Genomic DNA, 19,393 nt, shown 5'->3' with positions numbered 1-19,393 from the left:
GGCACCCGCCGGCTAAACGTTTGCCGCGAGACATGACGCTTCCTACCGTTCGGCGTTCGACCGACGAAGCGAATCGTGGAGCGCAAAGAGGGGTTCGATGTCGCCGACGGCGTACGCCACGAGGAGGCGAGTGAGTTCGGCGTGGGTCCGCGTGTGGTCGAGTCCGTTGACGACGCCTTCGACGTACCGTTCACCGAGCGCCTGACCGACGTGTGCGCCCTTCACGTGTGGGTCGTCGATGCCGAGTCGGTCCAGATAGCCCGCCGGCAGGTCGTAATCGTCGTACCAGACGGTCGGTTGGTCGATACCCGCTTCGTCGCAGGCCTTCCAGAGTGCGGGTATCTCCCTGTTCTGTCGGACGGCGTGTGGGAAGGCGGTTGCGGCGAGCGTGCCGAGGTCGACGTGGTCCGAAAAGAGTGCGTCCACACGGGAAGGGGCCTCGGGCCAGACGCCAGCGTCTGCAACGTCTCGCGCCCACGCTCGGAGGTGATGTTCGTCGAAGGACTCGCCGTTGTACGTGACGACCGGTCCGCCGCGTTCCTCACACCACTCGACGACGTCTCTGAGGAGCGACGCGGTGTGCTCTATCTGCCACCCGCCGTCACGAAGGACGACCGTACTCTCTATCTCGTCGCCGACGCAGTGACCGAGTCCGACAGCGACCAACTCGAAGTCGTCGGTGTTCTGAAAGTCGGTCGGTTCGCTACGCGGGCTAGCCGTCTCGATGTCGAGTGCGAGTCGCCCTTCGTCCATACAGTGGGCGTCTCGGATTGGGTACAAAAGCGAACGGATTCGACCGACGGAGAACGACCCCGTGGAACTCGGGGACTGCGAGTGTTCCCCTGCGTTGACCGTCAGTTCTCGACGACAGTCTTCTCAGATGTGCTACACTTCTATCTCCTCCCGACGCGATAGTTCGGTCATGGCTCGAAGACAGAGAGCGGCGACACGCAAGGCCCGCCGAGAGGACCGTGGTATCGGACGCCGCGGTGGGGGACGAGAGTGGGACCGCTACAAGATGACGCAGAAACTCGTCTCTATCGGTGACGACTACAACGTCGAGAATCAGGCCGGAGAGACGGTGTTCAAAATCGACGGCAAGGTGCTTCGCGTCCGCGACACGCTGAAGATGACGGACCTTCGGAACGACGATACGTACACGATTCGAGAGCGAATCGTCCGCATCAAGGACACGATGACGGTTCAGAAGAACGGGACGTCGGTGGCGACGGTGAAGAAAGCACTCGTCACACCGCTCCGAGACCGATTTACCATCTCTATCGATGGGCACCGAGAACTCACGGTGAAAGGGAACATCCTCGACCACGAGTACAAACTGATGCGGAACGGTGAGAGAGTAGGCGAAGTCTCTAAAAAGTGGTTCAGAGTCCGCGACTCCTACGGTATCGAAGTCTCACCCGAGATGGACGCCGGTCTGGTCGTCGCCTGTACCGTCGCCCTCGACATGATGGTGCATCCGACGCGGTGAGAACGTAGCCTGCCTAGAGAGGCTCTTGCCGTCTGTGAGATATACGAAGTATTCACTACGTGTCCGCTTGCTTGTATTCGTCGGGTAACGCCCCCGAGAGGAGCGTTCGCTCAGCCTTTCGAAGGTGTTCGTGCAGTGTCGCACGACTGATGCCGAGTTCGTCGGCGAGTTCACTGTTCGATATCTTTCGTGGCCAGTCGTAATACCCGCGTGCGAGGGCTTCGGTCGTGACTTCACGCTGTCGTGCGGTCAGGGGTGACTCTGAGTCGGCACGGAACTCCGCGAGTTTTCCGAGTGTAACCGTCCCGAAACTCGCTAAATCGACGAGGATGGCCTTGAGATGTTCACGTCGAAAGACGAGGACGTGGTACTCACGCTGGCGGCCGGAGACGGTGTTCGACCGGCGAAGCGTCCCGTGATTCTTGTAAATCGCGCTGTAGGCACCGCACGACGGTTTCGTCACGAGGAGGTTGTCGTCGTCCAGTCGTCGAACGTGTTCGACGTGGTCGGTCGCTTCCAGTTGCGCCTGGAAGTCGTCAGCATGCGGACCGGCACGCAGGACGAACGTCACGAGCCCGTTCTGTATCTCCTCGATTTCGATGGGAATCGGGTCCTCCACGTCCGCCGTGAGTCGGCGGAGGACGCACTCGCGATGCTGTGTGAAGTGAACTGTCGCGGTGAACATCGTTAGAGTGGGTTGTGAACACGCCCCACGAGCAAAAAGCTGCGTGACGGGGAGAGTGGGTACTCGAACCAGACGCACAAATATAACGAACCAACACGTGTTGGGGCAACCCTTACTCTCCAACCCACCGATGTACATGGCGTACGATACCATATGACACACAATCTCGGCGTCGACGTTGGTGGGACCTTCACGGACGTTATCGTGTTCGACGAAGCGACCCACGAACTGACAATCGACAAGGTACTCTCGACTCCGGCAAACCCATCAGAGGGTGTGCTGCACGGCATCGAAGAGGCGACGAAGAAGGCGAATACGTCCGTCTCAGAGCTCAACTTGTTGTTTCACGGCACGACAGTCGTGACCAACATGCTCCTAGAAGAGACGGGGTCACGAGTCGGCCTCGTCACCTCGGCAGGGCACGAGGACATCCTTCACCTCGCCCGGGCGTGGACGCCCGGTCCGTTGTATGGCTGGATGGGGATGGAAAAGCCGAATCCGCTGGCCGACCTGACCGACACTCGTGGGGTCCCCGGTCGAATCGCCTCTCCGTCGGGCGAAGAGACCAAGCCACTCGACGAAGACGCGGTTCGAACGGCCGTTCGGGAACTCGACGAAGCGGGTGTCGAATCACTCACCGTCGCACTGCTCAACTCGTATCTCAACCCGGTGCACGAAGAACGCGTCCGCGACATCGTCGCCGAAGAAGCGCCCGACCTCCCGGTGTCCATCTCCTCGGAAATCGTCCCCGAGTACGGCGAATACGAACGAACGTTGACGACGGTCATCAACGACTATGCTCGCCCGACCGTCATCAACTACCTCGACGACCTCGACGACTCGCTGGCAGAAGCAGGCTCATCAGCGACGATGAACGTCGTCCGTTCGGATGGTGGTCTCATGAGTAGCGCGGCCGCAAAGGAACGACCGGTCGAGCTAGCGCTGTCCGGTCCCAGCGGGGGCGTCGTCGGTGCGGCGACCATCGCCTCGAAGAAGGGCGTCCCGGACGTCCTGACGCTCGACATGGGCGGCACGTCGACCGACGTCTCGCTCGTGGAGGCTGGAACTCCCGGGACGACCCGACACACGAAAGTCGGCTATCGGGAGTTCACCTCTCGGTCGGTAGACGTGAATACCGTCGGTGCGGGCGGTGGCTCTATCGCTCGCGTCCAGTTGAACGGGTCGTTGCAGGTCGGCCCAGAGAGCGCTGGTGCCGACCCCGGTCCGGCGTGTTACGGACAGGGTGGTGAGGAACCGACAGTGACGGACGCCAACGTCGTCCTCGGGCGTATCCCGCCATCGGTGCAACTCGGTGGCCGGATGGAACTCGACAGGGAGGCCGCTCGCGAGGCCGTAGCGACCATCGCCGAGGAGCGCGGGACGACAGTCGAAGAAGCCGCACAGGCCATCCTCGACATCGTCAACGAGAACATGCACAGCGCGCTCCGGGTCGTGAGCGTCGAGCGCGGTTACGACCCCCGAGAGTTCGGCCTCGTCGCGTTCGGCGGTGCAGGACCGATGCACGCGAATGCACTCGCGGACGTGATGGGTGCGTACCCACTGATTATCCCGCCGGGACCGGGCGTGATGTCCGCGTTCGGGTTCCTCACCTCTGACATCCAAAACGAGTTCGCCGAGACGTATCTCGAAACCGAAGTGGACGTCGACGGCGAAGACGTGTACGACGCGCTCGCGGCCCTCAGAGACGAGGCAAGTGAATGGCTCGTCTCCGAGGGTGTCGGACAAGAGGACCACGCGTTCGAATACTTCGCCGACTGCCGATACTTCCGGCAGGATATTCAGATGTCGATTCCGGTCACTGTGGAGAATCTCCGCGATGAAACCGGACTCGCAGAGATTAAAGACGACTTCGAGGCCCGCCACGACCGGCAGTTTGGGTTCTCCCTCGACGCCCCGCTCGAAATCGCGAACCTTCGCGTCGTCGGAAAAGGGACCTTGCAGGGCGTGACCATCGAGGAACACGAAGAAACCGACGCCGACCCGAGTGACGCTGTCCTCGGAACCAACGAGGTGTTCTTCGACGACGAATACCACGAGACGACGATTTACGACCGCAACGAACTCCGGTCCGGGAACGAACTCGACGGGCCAGCAATCGTCACTGAAGACGACTCGACCATCGTCATCCAACCGGACCACGTGGCGACCATCGACCGCCATGGAAACATCGAAATTACCCGAGGTGCAGACCAATGAGCGACACGACACCAGACTTCGTCGGCGACCACGCCGTCGACCAGACCACACTCGACATCATCGAGAGTACGCTATCGAACACCCGCTACGAGATGGACCGAGTCGTCGAGACGACGGCCATCAGCCCCGTCATCCGCGAGCAGTCCGACCAGTTCCCCCTCATCGCTGACGCGCAGGGGCGGATGGTGATGGGCCAGTTCGGGTCGGCAATCGACACCATCCTCGAGAACTCGTCGTTCGACCGTGACGACCTCGAAGAGGGAGACGTTCTCGCCACCAACGACCCCTACATGTGTGCCGGTGCTGTCTCACACACGCCGGACATGCTCCTGTTGCGACCCATCTTCTACGAGGGCGACCTCGTCGGGTTCTCCAGTCAGTGGGGGAACCTGATGGACGTCGGTGGGAAGACACCCGGCAGTATGCCCGTCCAGGCGACTACCATCTTCGAAGAGGGGATGCGCCTCCCGCCAGTCAAACTCTACAAGCGAGGCGAAATCGACAGCGAACTGCTCGACGTGTTCGTCCACAACACACGACTTCCCGACCACGCGGAAGCAGACATCAAGGCACTCGCGGCGGGCACGAAAGCCGCCGAGACGCGAATCGTCGAACTCTGCGACCGGTTCGGCAAGGAGACGTATCTCGACGCCTGTGATGCCATCCTCGACCGAACCCGCGACGGGATGATAAATCTCATCGATGAGTTCATCCCCGAGGGTGAGCGCTACACGTTCGAAGACCACGTGGACGACGATGGCATGGGCAACGGCCCGATAAAACTCCACCTCGAAATCTACCGGGAGGGCGAGACGGTCTACCTCGACTGGACCGGCACGGACGCGCAGGTGCCGGGGACGGTGAACTTCCTCTTGAACGAGAAGATGTTCAAGATGTTCACCGGGGTCTTCCTCATCATGGCGTTCGACCCCCTCCTCACGTTCAACGACGGCTACTACGACCTGTTCGAGGTCACACTCCCCGAAGGGTCGGTCCTCCAACCGGAGTTCCCTGCCGCACTCGGCAACCGACTCCCGATGATGGCCCGGCAGTTCGACGTCCTCCAGGCGACGTTCTCGAAACTCATCGACGGCTTCTCGGTCGCTGGGAGTTACGGAACCTCGCCGAACCTCGTCTACGCCGGAACCGACTCCGAGGGGAACGAATTCCAGATGCTCGAAATCCTCTACGGTGGCATCCCCGCCCGCCCGGGCGGCGATGGCCTCGACGGCCACTCGTGGTGGCCGATGTTCCGGACGGTTCCGGCCGAGTATCAGGAAGCGTACTACCCACTGACGATAGACGAGTACAGCACGCGGGCCGACACCGGCGGCCCCGGCGAGTTCCGTGGCGGACACGGTATCACGAAGGTGTTCACCTTCGAGGAAGATGGCGCGATTACCTTCCAAGACGACCGGGCGCACACGTACCCGTGGGGCGTCGACGGTGGCAAGTACGCCAAGACCAGCGAAAAGCGACTGATTCGTGCAGACGGGACTGAAGAACGTCTACCGTCGAAAGTCGAGAACGTCGCAGTGGCGGCGGGCGACAAACTCGTCTTCAGCACCGCTGGCGGCGGTGGTCTCGGCGACCCCCTCGACCGGGACGCCGAACTCGTCGCCAGTGAAGTCGAGCGTGGACTCGTCTCCGAATCGGCCGCCGATGAGGAGTACGGTGTCGTCCTCGCCGACGACGGGACGGTCGACGAGAGCGCGACGGCGGACAGACGCGCCGAAATTCGCGAGACTCGCGACGAACCCAAGCAGTTCGACTACGGGCCGCTCCCGGACGAGGAAACCCTGCGGAAACAGATTCGCGACGAACGCCGCTCGTTCGAGAGCCAACACAGTTGAACACCTCTCATCACCCACAGCATGAACTGGCCACACGCTGCCGACTATGACGACGATGCCTTCGGGTCGAGCGTCGGCCTCGGTGACCGGCCCGCACTCCTCGTCATCGACCTGATTAACGCCTTTACCGACCCGACCACTGACCTCGGGTCCGACGTGAGCGGGGTCCTCGACCAGACCGCTCGCCTCCTCGGTGCGTTCCGTGAACGTGACCTCCCGCGGTACTTCACAACCGTCGCCTTCGAGGAGTCCTACGGCGACGCCGGGCGATTCATCGAGAAAGTCCCCGCGCTTCGAGAACTGCGACTCGGTACCGACGCAGTCGACGTCGACGACCAGGTCGCACCCGAGGGCGACGAACGCGTCATCCTCAAGAAATACGCGAGCGCGTTCTTCGGCACCGACCTCGCGACCGAACTGACCACCCATCGCGTAGATACACTCGTCCTCGCTGGCGTCACGACCAGCGGGTGTGTTCGTGCGACTGCGGTCGATAGCCTCCAGCATGGCTACCGGACCATCGTCCCGGCCGACGCAGTCGGTGACCGCGCCGAAGGGCCACATCAGGCGAACCTCTTCGACATCGACGCGAAGTACGGCGACGTCGTGACGACCGACACCGTACTCGACCACCTCTCAACCAATGATTACTGATTTCAACGACCGAACTGCATCGAACCCGACTCTCACCCGTTCTCGTGGAGGGGTCTCGTGACCGACTACGGCGCGGCGCTCAGAGAACAACTCGACAGCGATGGATTACTCGTCTGCCCCGGCGTCCACGACCCGCTCACGGCCGCCGTCGCCGATACCGTCGGCTTCGACACCATCTACATGACCGGCTACGGAACCTCGCTGTCGAAGATTGGCTACCCCGACGCCGGGTTCATCACGATGCCGGAGATGATAGAGAACGCCGCCAACATCCAGGAACGCATCGACGTCCCCCTCATCGCCGATTCCGACAACGGGTACGGCAACGCGACCAACGTCATTCGCACGGTCCGCGAGTACATCAAGGCCGGCGTCGCTGGCATCCACATCGAAGACCAGACGTTCCCCAAACGCTGTGGCCACACGAAGGGCAGACAGGTCATCCCGCACGACGAAGCGGTCGGGAAAATCGCGGCCGCAGCAGATACGCGTGACGAGCGAGGGTCGGAGTTCGTTCTCATCGCCAGAACCGACGCTCGCGGAACCGGTGATGGGTCGTTAGGCGAAGCCATCGACCGCGTCAACGATTTCCTCGACGTCGGTGCCGACGTCGCGTTCGTGGAGGGACCCACCGACGAGGACGAACTGCGCCGCATCGGACGCGAAGTCGATGGGCGACTCGTCTACAACTTCGTCGGTGACCTCGGCTCTTCGCCCTACGTCGACCTGTCTGCGCTGGAGAAGTGGGGGTTCGACATCGTGTTGTTCCCCATCGCCGCGACGCTTTCGACCATCGCGAACGTCTATGCCGACTTCAGTGCGTTCGCCGACGACCCTGTGGCGGCGATGCGGAAAATCGACGATTCGTTCAACGAACAACCCGTCGGAAGCCTCCACGAGTTCTCTCAGTTCCCCGAGGTGGTCGCGTGGGAAGAACAGTACCTCCCCGACGAAGAACAGGAGAAGTACGATGGCTCGCTCGGAGACGACGTCGCGTAGTCGCGAGTAGCGTGGCGTCGTCACCGACGCTCGTGCCCGTGGTCAGGGATGCACCGCTGGTCGGAAGTTAGTGGCGCGAAAGAAATGTCGTCAGCGTGTTCGGCTAACAGGTTTTCGTTACTCTGAGCCGAACATCTGGCGCATCATCGGGTGCATCTCCATGAGCTGCTCTTCTGCGATCTCCTCGTACAGCTTGTACGTGATGGAGACCGTAAGCAGCAGCCCCGTCCCGGAGACGGCACCGATGGTGCCCAGCATGTTCGCCATGACGGCGAGCAGCCCGACGAGTGCGCCACCGATGACGGTCACTTGCGGGATGTACCGCTCCATGACCTTCTCGATGACCTGCGGGTTCCGTCGGAAGCCGGGAATCTGCATCCCGGAGTTCTGAATCTGTCGTGCCGTCGATTCCGGGCCCATGCCCGTCGTCTCGACCCAGAAGACAGCGAACACCGCGCCACCGACAATCATGAACGTGAGGTCGATGAGCACGCGGATGGCGATGTCGAGGGGGTCGGCCGACGTGAGGCCCAGGAACCACATCCAGTCGGAGCGGGACTGGATGGGTGCGAGGTAGTAGAACAGGCCACCGGTGACCTGTCCGCTCGCGTACTCGCCCAGCCACGCGGGCATACTCGCCCACTGGCTGTCGAGGATGCGCCCGAGGAACTGGATGTTCGCCTGCAGGGCGCGGACGAGAATCATCGGCAGGACGCTCGCGTAGATGAGCTTGACCGGGAAGCGCCCGCGAGCACCCTTCACACGAGCGTGCGAGAGGGGAATCTCGACGCGGACACTCTCGGCGTAGACGACGATGCCGAAGATGAGCACCGTCGTGATGAGCGCGAGCAGTTGACCCTGACCGAGGAAGAGGGTCGAAAGCAGGTCGGTCGGCGAACTCGGTAGTTGGACCGAACCGGAGATGATTCCGAACCACGTCGGGAAGAAGCCCGACGCGCCACCGAGGCCCTGCCAACTGAACAGCCCACCGACGAGCTGCTGGCTGACCCCAGCGATGATGAACAGCCCAACACCGGAGCCGACACCCCACTTGCTGACAATCTCGTCCATGAACAGGATGAGGACACCACCGACGGCGATCTGCGCGAAGATGAGCGTCTTCACGCCGAACGTACCGATGCCGAGCGACGTTGCGACGCCCGTATCGGCTGGCAGGAATCCGCCAGCGAACACCATCGGCAGGCCCGTCAGGACGATCATGACCCCGACGAGCAACTTCTGGAGACCCTGATAGAGGATCTGATCGCGCGGATTGTTGTCGGTGTCGAGCCCGAGCAGGTCAGCACCGCCGAGCAGTTGTAAGACGATGCTCGCCGTGACGATTGGCCCGATGCCCAGTTGGAGCACCGACCCCTGCTGACCGGCGAGAATCGACCGGAACTGACCGAAGAGGTCGTTCGCAGTCGCCGCGTCCACACCGAACAGCGTCACGTTCGTCAGGAAGAAGTACAGCACGAGAATGCCACCAGTCCACCCGAGTTTTCGGCGGAACGGTACGTGTCCCTCCGGTCGGGCGACTGCGGGCATCCGCGCCAGCACTGGTTCGGCGGCGTCCTTCCATCCCATGATTTATTCCTCGTTGTCCTCGTCGGCGTCGGCGTCGGCTTCTTCTGCTTCGGCCTCGGCCGCTTCCTCTGCGCGTTCGGAGAGTTCGGCGCTGCCGCCAGCCTCTTCGATGAGTTCGACGGCACCGGCGGTGAACGCGTCGGCGACGACGTTCAGTTCGTTGCGGACCTGACCGCCACCGAGCACCTTCACGACGTCCGCGTCCCAGCCATCCTCGGCCACGTCGCGTGCGTCGATCGTGTAGGCGTCACCGTCTTTCTCAGCAACTCCGTCGGCCGCGAGGAGTGCGGCGTCCTCGTCGAGCTTCTGGACTTTGACTTCGGCGACGTCGTCCTGCAGGGTGTCCGGTCGCTTGAAGCCGTGTTTGCCGAGCGGTTCGTAGTTGTGGAATTCGTGCTTGTCGCGCCCGGCACGGCCACGGCCACCACGGTGTCCGGCACCACGCCGGTTCTTGTGGGTACCGCCACTGTGCGTCCGGGAGCCACGTTGGCGTCGTTTCTTGGACGTCATCGCATTGCCTCCAGCAGTTCGTCGATTTGCTCAGTCTCGTGTTTGCCGAGCTGACCACCTTCTTTCGTCACGTGCTTCTGGCCGCGGTGGCCACCACGTGCGGGGTGGAGTCGAAGCACCGGCGAGAGACCCTGCTTGCGCAGCGTCGTCTCTTCGTCGTAGACGGCCTGTGCGAGCGAGGCGATGTCGTCGTAGTCGGTGTTCTCCGAGACCCACTCGTCCGTGATGTCGGCCGAGCCCTCTTCGGGTTCGGCGCGCGTGCGGATGAGCGTCTCGACCACGTCGACACTCGGCGTGCCGTGTGCGACGTAGTCGTTGACCTTCGTGATCATTCCACGGTAGGTGTCCGTCTCGGGGACGAACGTCGCGTGGTTCACGCGGCTGATGTTGAGCATCGACAGCGTGTCACGGACGTCCTGTGCCATGTTGACTTCACCGCGAAGTTGGACGATAGCCTGCATTAGTCGCGCACCTCCTGTCGAACTTCACGAGCGCGTCGCGGCGTACGGGACTGCGACGCGTTCTTCAGTGCGTTGTACGTTGCCTTGGCGAGGTTGACAGTCGTCCGCGTGTTCCCGTCGCTCTTGGTCCAGGCGTCCTGGACACCGGCGAGTTCGAGGATGTTGCGGACCGTCTCTGCGGCCGCGAGGCCGAGGCCCTGCGGTGCCGGGATGATACGGACCGTCACAGAGCCTGCCTTCCCTTCTGCCTTGCGGGAGAGGGAGTTCAGGCCGCCTGCACGGTCTTCCCACGAACCGGAGCCGCGGTCAACCTTGATAATGTTCAGTTTCGCCACCTCGATGGCTTTCTGGATAGCGCCGCCGACCTGGTCGTCGCGGGCTTCAGCGTAGCCGAGGTAGCCGTCACGGTTCCCGACTGCGACGACACACCGGAACTTCACCCGGCGGCCGGAGTCGGTCATACGCTGGACCATGTTGATGTCGAGCACTTCGTCTTCCAATCCGGGAAGGAGTTGGTCGACGATCTGGGGCTCCTTGAGCGGAAGCCCAGTCTCGAGCGCGTGGTCCATCGACGTGACGTCGCCGTTCTGCACCATGCGGCCGAGCCGCGTTCGCGGCTCCCAGCCGTTGTTATCTCTGCTCATTCGTCCTCCTGAAGGTTCCCGAGCACTTCGTCGAAGTGGTCGGGGAGGTTCGTGGCGTCGAACTCTCCACTGTAGAGCGGCTCGTCGAGCTGCTCTGCGTACTCAGCGATGTGGACACCGCGGTTGCGGTCCCAGTCTGCGAGTACGGCGTCGTTGTGGGGGATTTCGAGGCCAGCGTCGATAGCACCCTCCTGCACTGCGAATACCTTGTTCCCGGGCGTGGCCGTGTTGAGGCCGATGTCGAGGACCGCTTCCTCGACGCCGGCGGCCAGTGCCCGTTTGCCTGCCAGATACCCCGTGAGGTACGCGCTCGGGAGGTTGCCCGTGGGGGCTTCCCAGCCGTACTCGGCGAGGTCGGCAGAGGTCGCTGCAGCGTGGGTCTCGTCGCCTTGCGGGCCCGGAGTGACCAGCTGCGCCCTGATGTGCTTGTTGCTCACGCGAGCAACGAGGCGGGGCTTACCCGATTTCAGCAGGCGCAACCTTTGATGGTAGTCCGTCCGGACTTCGCGGCGGCGACGCATCGGAACCTTGTATCGTGGTCCTGTCGCCATTATTGAATCTCCACCTGGTAGTTGTTCTGGATGTATGCTTCGAGCCGGTCCACGCTGTCGAATTCGCCACCGGACGCCTTGTTGTAGAGCGTGCGGTACTGGGTACGGTCGAGCGTACCGTCGTCACGCAGCTCTTTCAGGCGACGGCGCTGGGCGCGGATTCGGCTGACCCATGCGTCTTTCTTGTTCTTCCGAGCGCCGGAACGGCCCTTGCGGGACCCGGCACCCTTGCGGTGACCGTAGGAACGCTTGGCGGCGCGCTCGCGTGCGCGGCCTTTGGAGTTGCCCTTGGCGTCCTTGGCGCGAATCGTGCCCTCGTCGACGAGTTCACGGATGTCTTCGCGCGTGATGGCCTCCGCGATGTCGGACTGTGCCTCAGGGTCGAACCACACACGGCTCTTGCCAACGTCGAGGACGTCGGCGGCCATGCGCTTCTGTGCTTTCAGGTCCGTCATCAGTTGTCCACCTCTACTTCGACGTAGGTGGGGTTGAGAACGCGAATCTCGCGCTCTTCAGCCACTTCCTCGATGCGCTCGCGCTTGCGTGCGCCGACCGAGGAGGCGATGCGAACGGCCTGCGTGTCGCCATCGACGCCTTCCAGGTCGTCCGTGTTGAACACGCGAACTTCCTCGAAGCCGGATGGGTGCAGTCCGCGGGCGGCCTTCGGCGTGCGGTAACCCGCTTCGACCTTGGGGCCTTTGCCCTTGATGCCGCGTCGCTGCTTGGACAGGTTCCCACGGGGGCGTCGCCACGACGTGGGCGTCCGCTTCGCCTTGTGGTAGTCCTGTCGGTTGAACTGCGGCTTTCCTTCGCGGCGCTTCTGTGTGAGGGCCGCTGCCTTTTCGTCGTCGAGCTGGGGCTTCTTGTCCGCGTGACCGCGGGGGCGAAGCTCCGTCTCGACCTCTTCGGCAGGTTCCTCTTCTTCGACTTCTTCGGTCTCGTCTTCGACCTCGGCCTCCGCCTCTTCGGAGACTTCGAGGCCACCGACGTCGGCCTTGATACGCGCAGCGAGCGCGTTACCAATGCCGTCGACCTCGGCCAGTTCGGACTGGCTCGCGGCCTTCACGTCGTCGACGCTTTCGAAGCCTGCGTCGCGGAGCGAGTCAGCCTTCGACGGGCCGACACCGCTGATGTCTTCGAGTTCGGTGATTTCGTCCGACATTTAGGCACCACCTGTCTTTGGTTTCTGGGTGATGTACACGCCGTCGGTGAACACGCGAGTGTCCTTGTCCGTGACGCGAGTGAGTTGTTCGATGTCGGCGGCAGTCTGCCCGACGTCCTCCTTGCTGGGGCCGCTCAGGGTGACTTCTTCGCCGTCGACCTGTACTTCGGTGTCGCCGCGAACCTTCGCTCGTCGCGGCGACTTCTCGCCGAGGAAGTTCTTGATGACGACTTTGTCGCCTTCGACGTTCACTTGCATCGGGAAGTGAGCGTAGTGGACTTCCATCTGGTACTCCCATCCCTCGGTGACGCCGTAGAGCATGTTGTTCACGTGGCTCTCGAAGGTACCGACCGTCGCGTTCGTCTTCGCGTTATCGACGTCGGTTTCGATGACCACGGAACCGTCTTCGGCGGTGACCGAGATGTTCGGGTACCACAGGCGCTTGGTGACGCTGCCGTTGGGACCCTCGACGGTGAGTTCGAGGTTGTCGACCTCGGCGGTTACCTCGTCCGGGATTTCGATTTCTGTTCGGCTCATTGTTCTAGTAGACGTAGGCGATAATCTGGCCACCGATGCCCTGTTCGCGGGCCTCGTAGTGGCTCATGACGCCGTGGCTCGTCGTGACGATGAGCGCCCCGTAGTCACGGGCCGGGAGGAACTGCTTCTCCCATCGCTCGAAGTCGTCTGCACCCGCGGAGTACCGCGGCTTGACGGCGCCACACTTGTTGATTGCGCCTTTCAGTTCGACCTCGAACTTACCGGCCTTGCCGTCGTCGACGAACTCGAAGCCGTCGACGTACCCGCGGTCGTAGAAGACCTCGAGGACGGAGCCGATGATGTTCGAGGCGGGCTGGATCTCGTGGGACAGGTGTCCGACGCTCTCGGCGTTGTTCACACCGGAAAGCGCGCTACTGAGTGGATCGTTGTCAGCCATATATTATCGGTACTTCTTGAATCCCATATCGCGGGCAATCTCTCGGAAGCACTGGCGGCACAGGTTGATGTCGTACTTGCCGACAAGTCCCTGTTTCCGACCGCAGCGCCGGCACTCGTTCTCCTGGCCGGTGCGGCGGGTCGCGTGCTCGCCCGTCTGTTCTGTTTCGCTATCGCTCATTCTTCAACCTCCACGTCGAACGTGGACTCGATGAACGCGACGGCGTCCTCGACGGTCATCCGGTGGGAAGACGGAATCTGTCGAGAGCGCTTGTCACGCTTTTTCACACGGTATCCGGGGCGGACGAGGTTGACCGTCACGTCCAGTCCGTAGATACCGATCTGCGGGTCGTACTCCTGACTCGGGAACTCGGTGTGTTCTTCGACACCGAAGCCGAAGTTCCCCGTCTCGTCGAACGACGAGTACGAGAGGTCCGCGATGGGGAGTGCGGTTTCGAGGAAGGCCTCGGCCTGGTCACCGCGGAGGGTGACCTTCGCGCCGACGGGTTCGCCGCGACGGACGCCGAAGTCCTGCGATGCACGGCCCGAGAGCGTGCGAACGCTCTGCTGGCCCGTAATCTCCTCGAGGATGTCTTCTGCTTTCGCGAGCTCTCGACCACCTTCGCCGACGCCCATGTGGACGACGACTTTCTCGATACGCGGGTCGCGCATCGCGTGGAACTCAGCTTCGCTCATTCGTCATCACCCGTGAAGTTCTCGTCGATGACGACGACGTACTGTTCGATGGTCTCGAAGTCGCCGTCTTCGGTCTCGACGAGGACAGAGTTGTTTCCGCTGCCCATCGTCGTGGTAATCTCGACGACTTCACCGATTTCGCCGGCGTGGGAACCGTCGACTGCGGTGACGAGTGCACCTTCCTCGTAGGGGAAGTGTGCGACGACTTCTTTCGTCTCGTTGTCGACGACGATGGAGTCCTTGTTGTTGTACTCCGAGGCGTCGTCGACGACGAGGTTCGCTCCGTCGTGGAGCGTCAGTTGGAACTTGCCACCGCTGACTTCGGTCTTGCGGACGATTTTCCCGAGACGGCTGGATGCCGAGTCGGCGTCGACGGGCGTCAGTGCGAGACGGCCGCCTTCGTCGGGGAAGACGCGGTAGTATTCGTCACGCTCGGTGAACGCCAGGATGTCGAACATCCCGATTGGACGGCGAACGTCGGAAGCCGGGGTGCCGTTGACCAGAACGCTCTGGTTGTTGAGGGCGTACTTGGCTTCCTTCTTCGAGTCCACGTAGCCGAGCACGTCGCGCAGGACGATGAGCAGGGGAACCCCTGCCTTGCCGTGCGGACCGGCACCGGCTTTGACCGTGAACGTGCCTGTCTTGCGCTCGACCGGCCAGGAATTCGGTACGGATAGTCGCTTCTGGTGTCGAGTCATTCGTTATCCTCCTTGAGTCGGGCCTCGCGCACGTCGTCTTCGAGGTCCAGTTCCGTCACGCGGACGTTACTGGCCTGAAGGGGTCGTGGGACCTCCTCACCGTCGGCTTTGGCCACAGTGACGCCTTCGACGTAGATGACGGCGTCCTTGAGGTCGACCTCGGTGACTTCGCCATCTTCGCCGGCGAAGTCGCCACGGAGTACCTCCACGGTGTCGCCCACGTTGACGCGGACGTTCCGGGTGTCGTACTCCTCGCGGAGGTCGGCCGACAGCGGTGCGCGGACCTGCTTTTGCCGCTCGTGGAGCGGCGCGTCGCGAACTTGATTTCGCTGTTTGCGCGGTTGTCGGGTCATACTATACAATCATCGTAGCCGTCGATGCGATACTCCCGAAGCGCTCGGCCACTTCGCGCGCGACAGGACCCTTGATTTCGGTCCCGCGAGGCTCTTCCATCTCGTCGATGATGACGGCGGCGTTGTCCTCGAACTTCACGCGCGTCCCGTCCGGCCGGCGGATGGATTTCCGCTGGCGGACGATGACGGCTTCGAGCACCTGGCGGCGCATCTCGGGGGTACCTTTGGTGACCGAGACGGTCACCTTGTTCCCGATGCCTGCCTTGGGGTGTCGGTTCTTCGTGCCGGAGTAACCCGCGACGCTGATAATCTTCAGTTCACGAGCGCCGGTGTTGTCGGCGCACGTGACCAGCGAGCCACGAGCAACGCCTTTGGTGATGTCTGCTTTGAGCGCTTCCATCACTCGTCACCCCCGAGAATTTCAACCACAACGTGTGATTTCGTCTTCGAGAGCGGGCGTGTCTCCGCAATCTTTACTTCGTCACCGACAGCGACGTCGTCGAGCACACCCGGCACGTGTGCCGGAATGCGCGAACGTCGCTTCATGTAGCGGTCGTACTTCGGAACGAATACGTCGTACTCCCGTTCGACGATGACGGTCTTTGCCATATCCGTGGAGACGACTGTCCCCTCCAGGGTCTGACCCCGGACGGAGAGCGAGCCGTAAAACGGACATTTTTCGTAGTCGTAAGCCTCGGAATCGTCGGGTTCCGGAGGCATTGGAACGTCTAGTCCTATCGCCATTTCGAATCACCTGTAGTTTCGGTGCGTTGGGCGGGTCGTGAGAGCAGTTGTGAGCCATCCACCGTAACGTAGGCCACGCCCTCGCAATTCCCGGAACGGGAAGCGGCCGATGATGAGTCGGCGCGCCGACCAGACTGACTGGCATCTAATCCGCCAGTAGTTTCCGACCGAAGTTTGGACGTGGTCCCCGACGCCTTCTCAGCGTCGGCGGCTTCATCTGTGCTCGGAATCTCGAATTCGAAGGTCGCCCCTCGTTTCGGCACCTGTCGCACCCGAGTCCCATCGTCGACCATCAGCGTACGCATCGTCTCGACGACGATACGCCCGGCTATCCCGACGAGGTCGGGGTTCGCCGCGTCGACGACCTCTACGCAAAGGCCGTTGAGTTCGTGTCGCGTGAGGGTCTCGGGTGTGAGTGACATCTTACTGTTCGTCGAGGTCGCCTTCTTCGCCCTGAATCGTCTTGATTCGGGCGATAGTCTTCTTCAGTTCAGAGACGCGCCCCGGGTTGTCCGGTGCGCCACCCGCGGCCTGGACGGCCTTGGCGTTGAGCAGTTCCGTCTCGAGCTCTTCGAGCTCGGCGACGCGCTCTGCGGGCGTCATGTCGCGAATCTCTTCGGTGTAGAGGATTGCCATTTATTCTTCCTCCGTTTCGTCTTCGTCGTCTTCCATCTCGGCGACGAGGTCCGCTGCCTCTTCGGCAACGTCTTCGTCGAGGTCTTCCTCGACGACTTCCTCGTCGTCGTCGGCCGCTTCGTCCTCGACGACTTCTTCGTCGTCGACAACTTCTTCGACGGCTTCCTCGACGACTTCCTCGTCGACGGCTTCCGTCTCGGGTTCGGCTTCGACGTCCTCGGAGACGTCCGGAACCTCTTCGGGTTCCTCTTCGAGGAGGTCTTCGACGCTCTCGGTCTCTTCTATCTGTTCGACCGCTTCGGGCTGTGCGTCTTCCTCGACTTCGAAGTCGTCGGGGAGGCGCGCTCCCGGCGGGATAATCTTGACCGTGACGCCGATGGTACCGAGCTTCATGACGGCGACGCCCTGGCCTTCGTCGACGATTTCCTGTGCGGGTTCGCCGTTGTGCTTGATGTAGCCGCGGTTGAACTTCTCGACGCGCGAGCGAGCACCGGTGACCTTCCCGGAGAGGACGATTTCGGCACCGAGGGCGCCGGCGTCCATGATACGGTCGATGGTGGTGTGACCCGCTTTGCGGAAGTACCAGCCACGCTCGAGTGCGTTGGCGAGGCGGTCCGCGACGATGCGGGCGTTGAGGTCCGGTTCCTCGACTTCCTGCACGTCAATCTGGGGGTCGTCGAGGTTGAATCGCTCTTCGAGTTCGCGGGTGACTTTACGGATGTTCTTCCCGCCTTTCCCGATGACCATCCCGGGCTTTTCGGCCTTGAGCACGATCTGGGTGCCCATCGGCGTCTTGGCGACGTCCATGCCGCCGTAGCCGGCGCGGCCGAGTTCGTCTGCGAAGAACTCGTCGATCTGGGACCGCTGCAGTCCGTTCTCGATGAATTGGTGTTCGTCAGCCATTATTCCTCGACCTCCTCGATGATGAGTTCGACGTCACAGATTGGGGTGTTCCACGGGTCGGCCCGGCCGAAGGCACGGGGCTTGCGACCCTGGCGTTCGCCGACCTTGTGGGCGGCGAGGTGTTTGATTTCCATGGCTGGTCCGTCGAATCCCTGTTCGGTTGCGTTGTTGCGGACGTTCTCGAGGAGTTCGAGGAACGCCTTGGACGCTTTCTCAGGGTATCGTCCTGCGTCCCAGCCCTCGATGTCGCTTCGGTGACCGACACCAGAGTTGTGTTGCTTGAACGGAACCGACCGCTCGCCGTCGATGACGGCTTCGAGGTACTCCTCGGCGTCGGCGACGGTCATTCCCTTGATGGCACGGGAGATGGCCTTGCTGTGCTTGAGGCTGATGGGCCGGTCCCGGAGCATACCCTTAGCCGTGGAGTCCGGGTCGGCCTCGACGCTGTAGTTGATTCCCATGGTATTACTTGAGCGGCACGAACTTCGAGGACCGGGTCGCGCCGATACCGGCCTGACCGTGCTCGACCGACGTTCGGGTCAGCTGGAACTCGCCGAGGTAGTGCCCAATCATCTCGGGCTGAACCTTGACGCGTTCGAACTCCTGACCGTTGTAGACGGCGAAGGTGAGACCGACGAATTCGGGGAGAATCGGCATGTCACGCAGGTGTGTTCGGACTGGTGCGTTTGCCGTCTCCTCTTCGGTCTTCTCTTCGACCTTCGCGAGCAGTTTCTCGTGCTCGGCCGACAGGCCACGGGTGATAGTTCGCCGCTGACGAGCGGGGAGCAGTTCCGCGACTTCGTCGAGCTCCATGTCCTGCAGCTCTTCGAGCGTGTAGCCACGGTAGGTGAACTCACCTTCGCGGCCGGTACGGTATTGCGTGCTCATGATTACTTACCTCCCTTGCCACCGCGACCGGTGCGCTTGGAGGCGATGTCACCGACCTTCCGGCCCGGCGGAGCGTTCCGCGAGACGGACTTCGGCTGACCGGGGTGTTGGCGGCCACCGCCACCGAAGGGGTGGTCGACGGCGTTCATAGCAACACCACGAACGCGCGGCCACTTGATACCGCGCGCTTTCATCTTGTGGTACTTCTTCCCTGCCTTGACGAACGGCTTCTCCGTGCGGCCGCCACCGGCGACGACGCCGATGGTGGCACGGCACTCGGGGTTGAGGCGCTTGACCTCACCCGACGGCAGCTTCACGACGGCGACCTTTCGGTCGTGCGAGAGGAGCTGCGCGCTGACGCCAGAGGCGCGGGCGAACTTCCCGCCGTCGCCGGGCTGACGCTCGACGTTACAGACGGGGACACCTTCGGGAATCTCGGCCAGCGGCAGCGTGTTGCCGGGCTTGATTTCGGCGGAGACGCCAATCTGGAGTTCTTCGCCGACGGTGACGCCCTCGGGCGCGAGAATCATGCGCTGTTCGTCCTCGAACTCGACGAGGGCGATGGGCGCACTGCGGGCAGGGTCGTGCTCGATGCCGACGACCGTTCCCGTGATGGTGTCTTTCTTCTCAGACTTCTTGTGCGACAGTTCGGCCTTGTAGCGGTGCGACGGCGCCCGGAAGGTGGACGAACCGCGACCACGACGCTGGCCCTGAATTCGGCGTCCCATGG

28 protein-coding genes are annotated in these 19,393 nt (G+C 62.4%); 5 read left to right on the top strand and 23 right to left on the bottom strand.

What is annotated here, in order from left to right; genetic code table 11:
• Positions 1 to 42: 42 nt before the first annotated feature.
• The gene (locus ACK3R5_RS10935) at positions 43 to 753 is read right to left on the bottom strand and encodes a hypothetical protein (protein WP_411966965.1); all 711 of its coding nucleotides are present in this window, start codon (positions 751 to 753) and stop codon (positions 43 to 45) included.
• A 169-nt stretch (positions 754 to 922) separates the two neighbouring features.
• On the opposite strand from ACK3R5_RS10935, the gene ACK3R5_RS10930 reads away from it, so the two are divergent.
• Positions 923 to 1,489, top strand: a complete 567-nt coding sequence (locus ACK3R5_RS10930; protein ID WP_411966964.1) for an LURP-one-related/scramblase family protein — start codon at positions 923 to 925, stop codon at positions 1,487 to 1,489.
• 55 nt (positions 1,490 to 1,544) lie between these two features.
• Here the strand turns inward: ACK3R5_RS10930 and ACK3R5_RS10925 are convergent, their stop codons facing one another.
• Positions 1,545 to 2,174, bottom strand: a complete 630-nt coding sequence (locus ACK3R5_RS10925; RefSeq protein ID WP_411964084.1) for a helix-turn-helix domain-containing protein — start codon at positions 2,172 to 2,174, stop codon at positions 1,545 to 1,547.
• A gap of 153 nt (positions 2,175 to 2,327) precedes the next feature.
• On the opposite strand from ACK3R5_RS10925, the gene ACK3R5_RS10920 reads away from it, so the two are divergent.
• Genes ACK3R5_RS10920 through ACK3R5_RS10905 form a run of 4 tightly spaced genes read left to right on the top strand, consistent with a single transcriptional unit; the run spans position 2,328 to position 7,897 of the window.
• Positions 2,328 to 4,391 (top strand): hydantoinase/oxoprolinase family protein, encoded by a 2,064-nt coding sequence (locus tag ACK3R5_RS10920; RefSeq protein ID WP_411966963.1) that lies wholly within the window; start codon positions 2,328 to 2,330, stop codon positions 4,389 to 4,391.
• A complete protein-coding gene (locus ACK3R5_RS10915) occupies positions 4,388 to 6,244 on the top strand; it encodes a hydantoinase B/oxoprolinase family protein (RefSeq protein WP_411966962.1) in 1,857 nt (618 codons plus the stop codon). The genes ACK3R5_RS10920 and ACK3R5_RS10915 overlap by 4 nt, the downstream gene beginning before the upstream one ends.
• A gap of 21 nt (positions 6,245 to 6,265) precedes the next feature.
• Complete coding sequence (locus ACK3R5_RS10910) at positions 6,266 to 6,898, top strand: isochorismatase family protein (protein ID WP_411966961.1); 633 nt, start codon at positions 6,266 to 6,268, stop codon at positions 6,896 to 6,898.
• Positions 6,899 to 6,955: 57 nt separating this feature from the next.
• Entirely contained in the window at positions 6,956 to 7,897 is a 942-nt protein-coding gene (locus tag ACK3R5_RS10905) for an oxaloacetate decarboxylase (protein WP_411966960.1), read from the top strand.
• A 117-nt stretch (positions 7,898 to 8,014) separates the two neighbouring features.
• Here ACK3R5_RS10905 and secY read toward each other — a convergent pair whose 3' ends face one another.
• The 21 genes from secY to ACK3R5_RS10800 are packed head-to-tail and all read right to left on the bottom strand — an operon-like array spanning position 8,015 to position 19,391.
• Positions 8,015 to 9,484, bottom strand: coding sequence for a preprotein translocase subunit SecY (gene secY / locus ACK3R5_RS10900; RefSeq protein WP_411964079.1), 1,470 nt, complete (start codon positions 9,482 to 9,484; stop codon positions 8,015 to 8,017).
• 3 nt (positions 9,485 to 9,487) lie between these two features.
• Positions 9,488 to 9,994: an uL15m family ribosomal protein gene (locus tag ACK3R5_RS10895; RefSeq protein WP_411964078.1), complete on the bottom strand. Its 507-nt coding sequence runs from the start codon at positions 9,992 to 9,994 to the stop codon at positions 9,488 to 9,490.
• Positions 9,991 to 10,455 carry a 50S ribosomal protein L30 gene (locus ACK3R5_RS10890; protein ID WP_411966958.1) on the bottom strand — a complete coding sequence of 155 codons (465 nt, stop codon included), beginning with the start codon at positions 10,453 to 10,455 and terminating at the stop codon, positions 9,991 to 9,993. Before ACK3R5_RS10890 ends, ACK3R5_RS10895 begins: the two co-directional genes overlap by 4 nt.
• Positions 10,455 to 11,099: a 30S ribosomal protein S5 gene (locus ACK3R5_RS10885; protein ID WP_151113206.1), complete on the bottom strand. Its 645-nt coding sequence runs from the start codon at positions 11,097 to 11,099 to the stop codon at positions 10,455 to 10,457. Before ACK3R5_RS10885 ends, ACK3R5_RS10890 begins: the two co-directional genes overlap by 1 nt.
• A complete protein-coding gene (locus ACK3R5_RS10880; protein WP_411964076.1) occupies positions 11,096 to 11,650 on the bottom strand; it encodes a 50S ribosomal protein L18 in 555 nt (184 codons plus the stop codon). The genes ACK3R5_RS10885 and ACK3R5_RS10880 overlap by 4 nt, the downstream gene beginning before the upstream one ends.
• The gene (locus ACK3R5_RS10875; protein WP_411964075.1) at positions 11,650 to 12,105 is read right to left on the bottom strand and encodes a 50S ribosomal protein L19e; all 456 of its coding nucleotides are present in this window, start codon (positions 12,103 to 12,105) and stop codon (positions 11,650 to 11,652) included. The genes ACK3R5_RS10880 and ACK3R5_RS10875 overlap by 1 nt, the downstream gene beginning before the upstream one ends.
• Positions 12,105 to 12,812: a 50S ribosomal protein L32e gene (locus ACK3R5_RS10870; RefSeq protein ID WP_411964074.1), complete on the bottom strand. Its 708-nt coding sequence runs from the start codon at positions 12,810 to 12,812 to the stop codon at positions 12,105 to 12,107. Before ACK3R5_RS10870 ends, ACK3R5_RS10875 begins: the two co-directional genes overlap by 1 nt.
• Entirely contained in the window at positions 12,813 to 13,349 is a 537-nt protein-coding gene (locus tag ACK3R5_RS10865; RefSeq protein ID WP_411964073.1) for a 50S ribosomal protein L6, read from the bottom strand.
• Between the two features lie 4 nt (positions 13,350 to 13,353).
• Positions 13,354 to 13,746: a 30S ribosomal protein S8 gene (locus ACK3R5_RS10860; protein WP_058571914.1), complete on the bottom strand. Its 393-nt coding sequence runs from the start codon at positions 13,744 to 13,746 to the stop codon at positions 13,354 to 13,356.
• Positions 13,747 to 13,749: 3 nt separating this feature from the next.
• Complete coding sequence (locus tag ACK3R5_RS10855) at positions 13,750 to 13,926, bottom strand: 30S ribosomal protein S14 (RefSeq protein ID WP_411964072.1); 177 nt, start codon at positions 13,924 to 13,926, stop codon at positions 13,750 to 13,752.
• Positions 13,923 to 14,441: a 50S ribosomal protein L5 gene (locus ACK3R5_RS10850; protein ID WP_411964071.1), complete on the bottom strand. Its 519-nt coding sequence runs from the start codon at positions 14,439 to 14,441 to the stop codon at positions 13,923 to 13,925. Before ACK3R5_RS10850 ends, ACK3R5_RS10855 begins: the two co-directional genes overlap by 4 nt.
• Positions 14,438 to 15,139, bottom strand: coding sequence for a 30S ribosomal protein S4e (locus ACK3R5_RS10845; protein WP_411964070.1), 702 nt, complete (start codon positions 15,137 to 15,139; stop codon positions 14,438 to 14,440). Before ACK3R5_RS10845 ends, ACK3R5_RS10850 begins: the two co-directional genes overlap by 4 nt.
• Positions 15,136 to 15,492: a 50S ribosomal protein L24 gene (rplX, locus tag ACK3R5_RS10840; protein ID WP_411964069.1), complete on the bottom strand. Its 357-nt coding sequence runs from the start codon at positions 15,490 to 15,492 to the stop codon at positions 15,136 to 15,138. The genes ACK3R5_RS10845 and rplX overlap by 4 nt, the downstream gene beginning before the upstream one ends.
• A gap of 1 nt (position 15,493) precedes the next feature.
• Entirely contained in the window at positions 15,494 to 15,892 is a 399-nt protein-coding gene (locus ACK3R5_RS10835) for a 50S ribosomal protein L14 (RefSeq protein WP_004974917.1), read from the bottom strand.
• On the bottom strand, positions 15,892 to 16,236 hold the full coding sequence (locus ACK3R5_RS10830; protein ID WP_411966957.1) for a 30S ribosomal protein S17: 345 nt from the start codon (positions 16,234 to 16,236) through the stop codon (positions 15,892 to 15,894). Before ACK3R5_RS10830 ends, ACK3R5_RS10835 begins: the two co-directional genes overlap by 1 nt.
• Positions 16,227 to 16,658 (bottom strand): ribonuclease P protein component 1, encoded by a 432-nt coding sequence (locus ACK3R5_RS10825; RefSeq protein WP_411966956.1) that lies wholly within the window; start codon positions 16,656 to 16,658, stop codon positions 16,227 to 16,229. The genes ACK3R5_RS10830 and ACK3R5_RS10825 overlap by 10 nt, the downstream gene beginning before the upstream one ends.
• Before the next feature lies 1 nt (position 16,659).
• A complete protein-coding gene (gene rpmC, locus ACK3R5_RS10820; protein WP_411964066.1) occupies positions 16,660 to 16,872 on the bottom strand; it encodes a 50S ribosomal protein L29 in 213 nt (70 codons plus the stop codon).
• Positions 16,873 to 17,775, bottom strand: a complete 903-nt coding sequence (locus ACK3R5_RS10815) for a 30S ribosomal protein S3 (protein ID WP_411964065.1) — start codon at positions 17,773 to 17,775, stop codon at positions 16,873 to 16,875.
• Entirely contained in the window at positions 17,775 to 18,236 is a 462-nt protein-coding gene (locus tag ACK3R5_RS10810) for a 50S ribosomal protein L22 (RefSeq protein ID WP_151162738.1), read from the bottom strand. Before ACK3R5_RS10810 ends, ACK3R5_RS10815 begins: the two co-directional genes overlap by 1 nt.
• A 4-nt stretch (positions 18,237 to 18,240) precedes the next feature.
• Positions 18,241 to 18,663 carry a 30S ribosomal protein S19 gene (locus ACK3R5_RS10805; protein WP_411964064.1) on the bottom strand — a complete coding sequence of 141 codons (423 nt, stop codon included), beginning with the start codon at positions 18,661 to 18,663 and terminating at the stop codon, positions 18,241 to 18,243.
• Between the two features lie 2 nt (positions 18,664 to 18,665).
• Positions 18,666 to 19,391 (bottom strand): 50S ribosomal protein L2, encoded by a 726-nt coding sequence (locus ACK3R5_RS10800; RefSeq protein ID WP_411964063.1) that lies wholly within the window; start codon positions 19,389 to 19,391, stop codon positions 18,666 to 18,668.
• Positions 19,392 to 19,393: the final 2 nt, after the last annotated feature.

Source organism: Haloferax sp. YSSS75 (genome assembly GCF_046764215.1).
Classification (GTDB): Archaea; Halobacteriota; Halobacteria; order Halobacteriales; family Haloferacaceae; genus Haloferax.
The sequence above is the reverse complement of the archived record's forward strand: the minus strand, read 5'-3'. Positions and strand labels throughout refer to the sequence as shown.

Bases quoted from the DNA above. Each gene is read 5' to 3' on its own strand.
- ACK3R5_RS10935 (WP_411966965.1), bottom strand. From the start codon at position 753: ATGGACGAAGGGCGACTCGCACTCGACATCGAGACGGCTAGCCCGCGT.
- ACK3R5_RS10930 (WP_411966964.1), top strand. From the start codon at position 923: ATGGCTCGAAGACAGAGAGCGGCGACACGCAAGGCCCGCCGAGAGGAC.
- ACK3R5_RS10925 (WP_411964084.1), bottom strand. From the start codon at position 2,174: ATGTTCACCGCGACAGTTCACTTCACACAGCATCGCGAGTGCGTCCTC.
- ACK3R5_RS10920 (WP_411966963.1), top strand. From the start codon at position 2,328: ATGACACACAATCTCGGCGTCGACGTTGGTGGGACCTTCACGGACGTT.
- ACK3R5_RS10915 (WP_411966962.1), top strand. From the start codon at position 4,388: ATGAGCGACACGACACCAGACTTCGTCGGCGACCACGCCGTCGACCAG.
- ACK3R5_RS10910 (WP_411966961.1), top strand. From the start codon at position 6,266: ATGAACTGGCCACACGCTGCCGACTATGACGACGATGCCTTCGGGTCG.
- secY (WP_411964079.1), bottom strand. From the start codon at position 9,484: ATGGGATGGAAGGACGCCGCCGAACCAGTGCTGGCGCGGATGCCCGCA.
- ACK3R5_RS10895 (WP_411964078.1), bottom strand. From the start codon at position 9,994: ATGACGTCCAAGAAACGACGCCAACGTGGCTCCCGGACGCACAGTGGC.
- ACK3R5_RS10890 (WP_411966958.1), bottom strand. From the start codon at position 10,455: ATGCAGGCTATCGTCCAACTTCGCGGTGAAGTCAACATGGCACAGGAC.
- ACK3R5_RS10885 (WP_151113206.1), bottom strand. From the start codon at position 11,099: ATGAGCAGAGATAACAACGGCTGGGAGCCGCGAACGCGGCTCGGCCGC.
- ACK3R5_RS10880 (WP_411964076.1), bottom strand. From the start codon at position 11,650: ATGGCGACAGGACCACGATACAAGGTTCCGATGCGTCGCCGCCGCGAA.
- ACK3R5_RS10875 (WP_411964075.1), bottom strand. From the start codon at position 12,105: ATGACGGACCTGAAAGCACAGAAGCGCATGGCCGCCGACGTCCTCGAC.
- ACK3R5_RS10870 (WP_411964074.1), bottom strand. From the start codon at position 12,812: ATGTCGGACGAAATCACCGAACTCGAAGACATCAGCGGTGTCGGCCCG.
- ACK3R5_RS10865 (WP_411964073.1), bottom strand. From the start codon at position 13,349: ATGAGCCGAACAGAAATCGAAATCCCGGACGAGGTAACCGCCGAGGTC.
- ACK3R5_RS10860 (WP_058571914.1), bottom strand. From the start codon at position 13,746: ATGGCTGACAACGATCCACTCAGTAGCGCGCTTTCCGGTGTGAACAAC.
- ACK3R5_RS10855 (WP_411964072.1), bottom strand. From the start codon at position 13,926: ATGAGCGATAGCGAAACAGAACAGACGGGCGAGCACGCGACCCGCCGC.
- ACK3R5_RS10850 (WP_411964071.1), bottom strand. From the start codon at position 14,441: ATGAGCGAAGCTGAGTTCCACGCGATGCGCGACCCGCGTATCGAGAAA.
- ACK3R5_RS10845 (WP_411964070.1), bottom strand. From the start codon at position 15,139: ATGACTCGACACCAGAAGCGACTATCCGTACCGAATTCCTGGCCGGTC.
- rplX (WP_411964069.1), bottom strand. From the start codon at position 15,492: ATGACCCGACAACCGCGCAAACAGCGAAATCAAGTTCGCGACGCGCCG.
- ACK3R5_RS10835 (WP_004974917.1), bottom strand. From the start codon at position 15,892: ATGGAAGCGCTCAAAGCAGACATCACCAAAGGCGTTGCTCGTGGCTCG.
- ACK3R5_RS10830 (WP_411966957.1), bottom strand. From the start codon at position 16,236: ATGGCGATAGGACTAGACGTTCCAATGCCTCCGGAACCCGACGATTCC.
- ACK3R5_RS10825 (WP_411966956.1), bottom strand. From the start codon at position 16,658: ATGTCACTCACACCCGAGACCCTCACGCGACACGAACTCAACGGCCTT.
- rpmC (WP_411964066.1), bottom strand. From the start codon at position 16,872: ATGGCAATCCTCTACACCGAAGAGATTCGCGACATGACGCCCGCAGAG.
- ACK3R5_RS10815 (WP_411964065.1), bottom strand. From the start codon at position 17,775: ATGGCTGACGAACACCAATTCATCGAGAACGGACTGCAGCGGTCCCAG.
- ACK3R5_RS10810 (WP_151162738.1), bottom strand. From the start codon at position 18,236: ATGGGAATCAACTACAGCGTCGAGGCCGACCCGGACTCCACGGCTAAG.
- ACK3R5_RS10805 (WP_411964064.1), bottom strand. From the start codon at position 18,663: ATGAGCACGCAATACCGTACCGGCCGCGAAGGTGAGTTCACCTACCGT.
- ACK3R5_RS10800 (WP_411964063.1), bottom strand. From the start codon at position 19,391: ATGGGACGCCGAATTCAGGGCCAGCGTCGTGGTCGCGGTTCGTCCACC.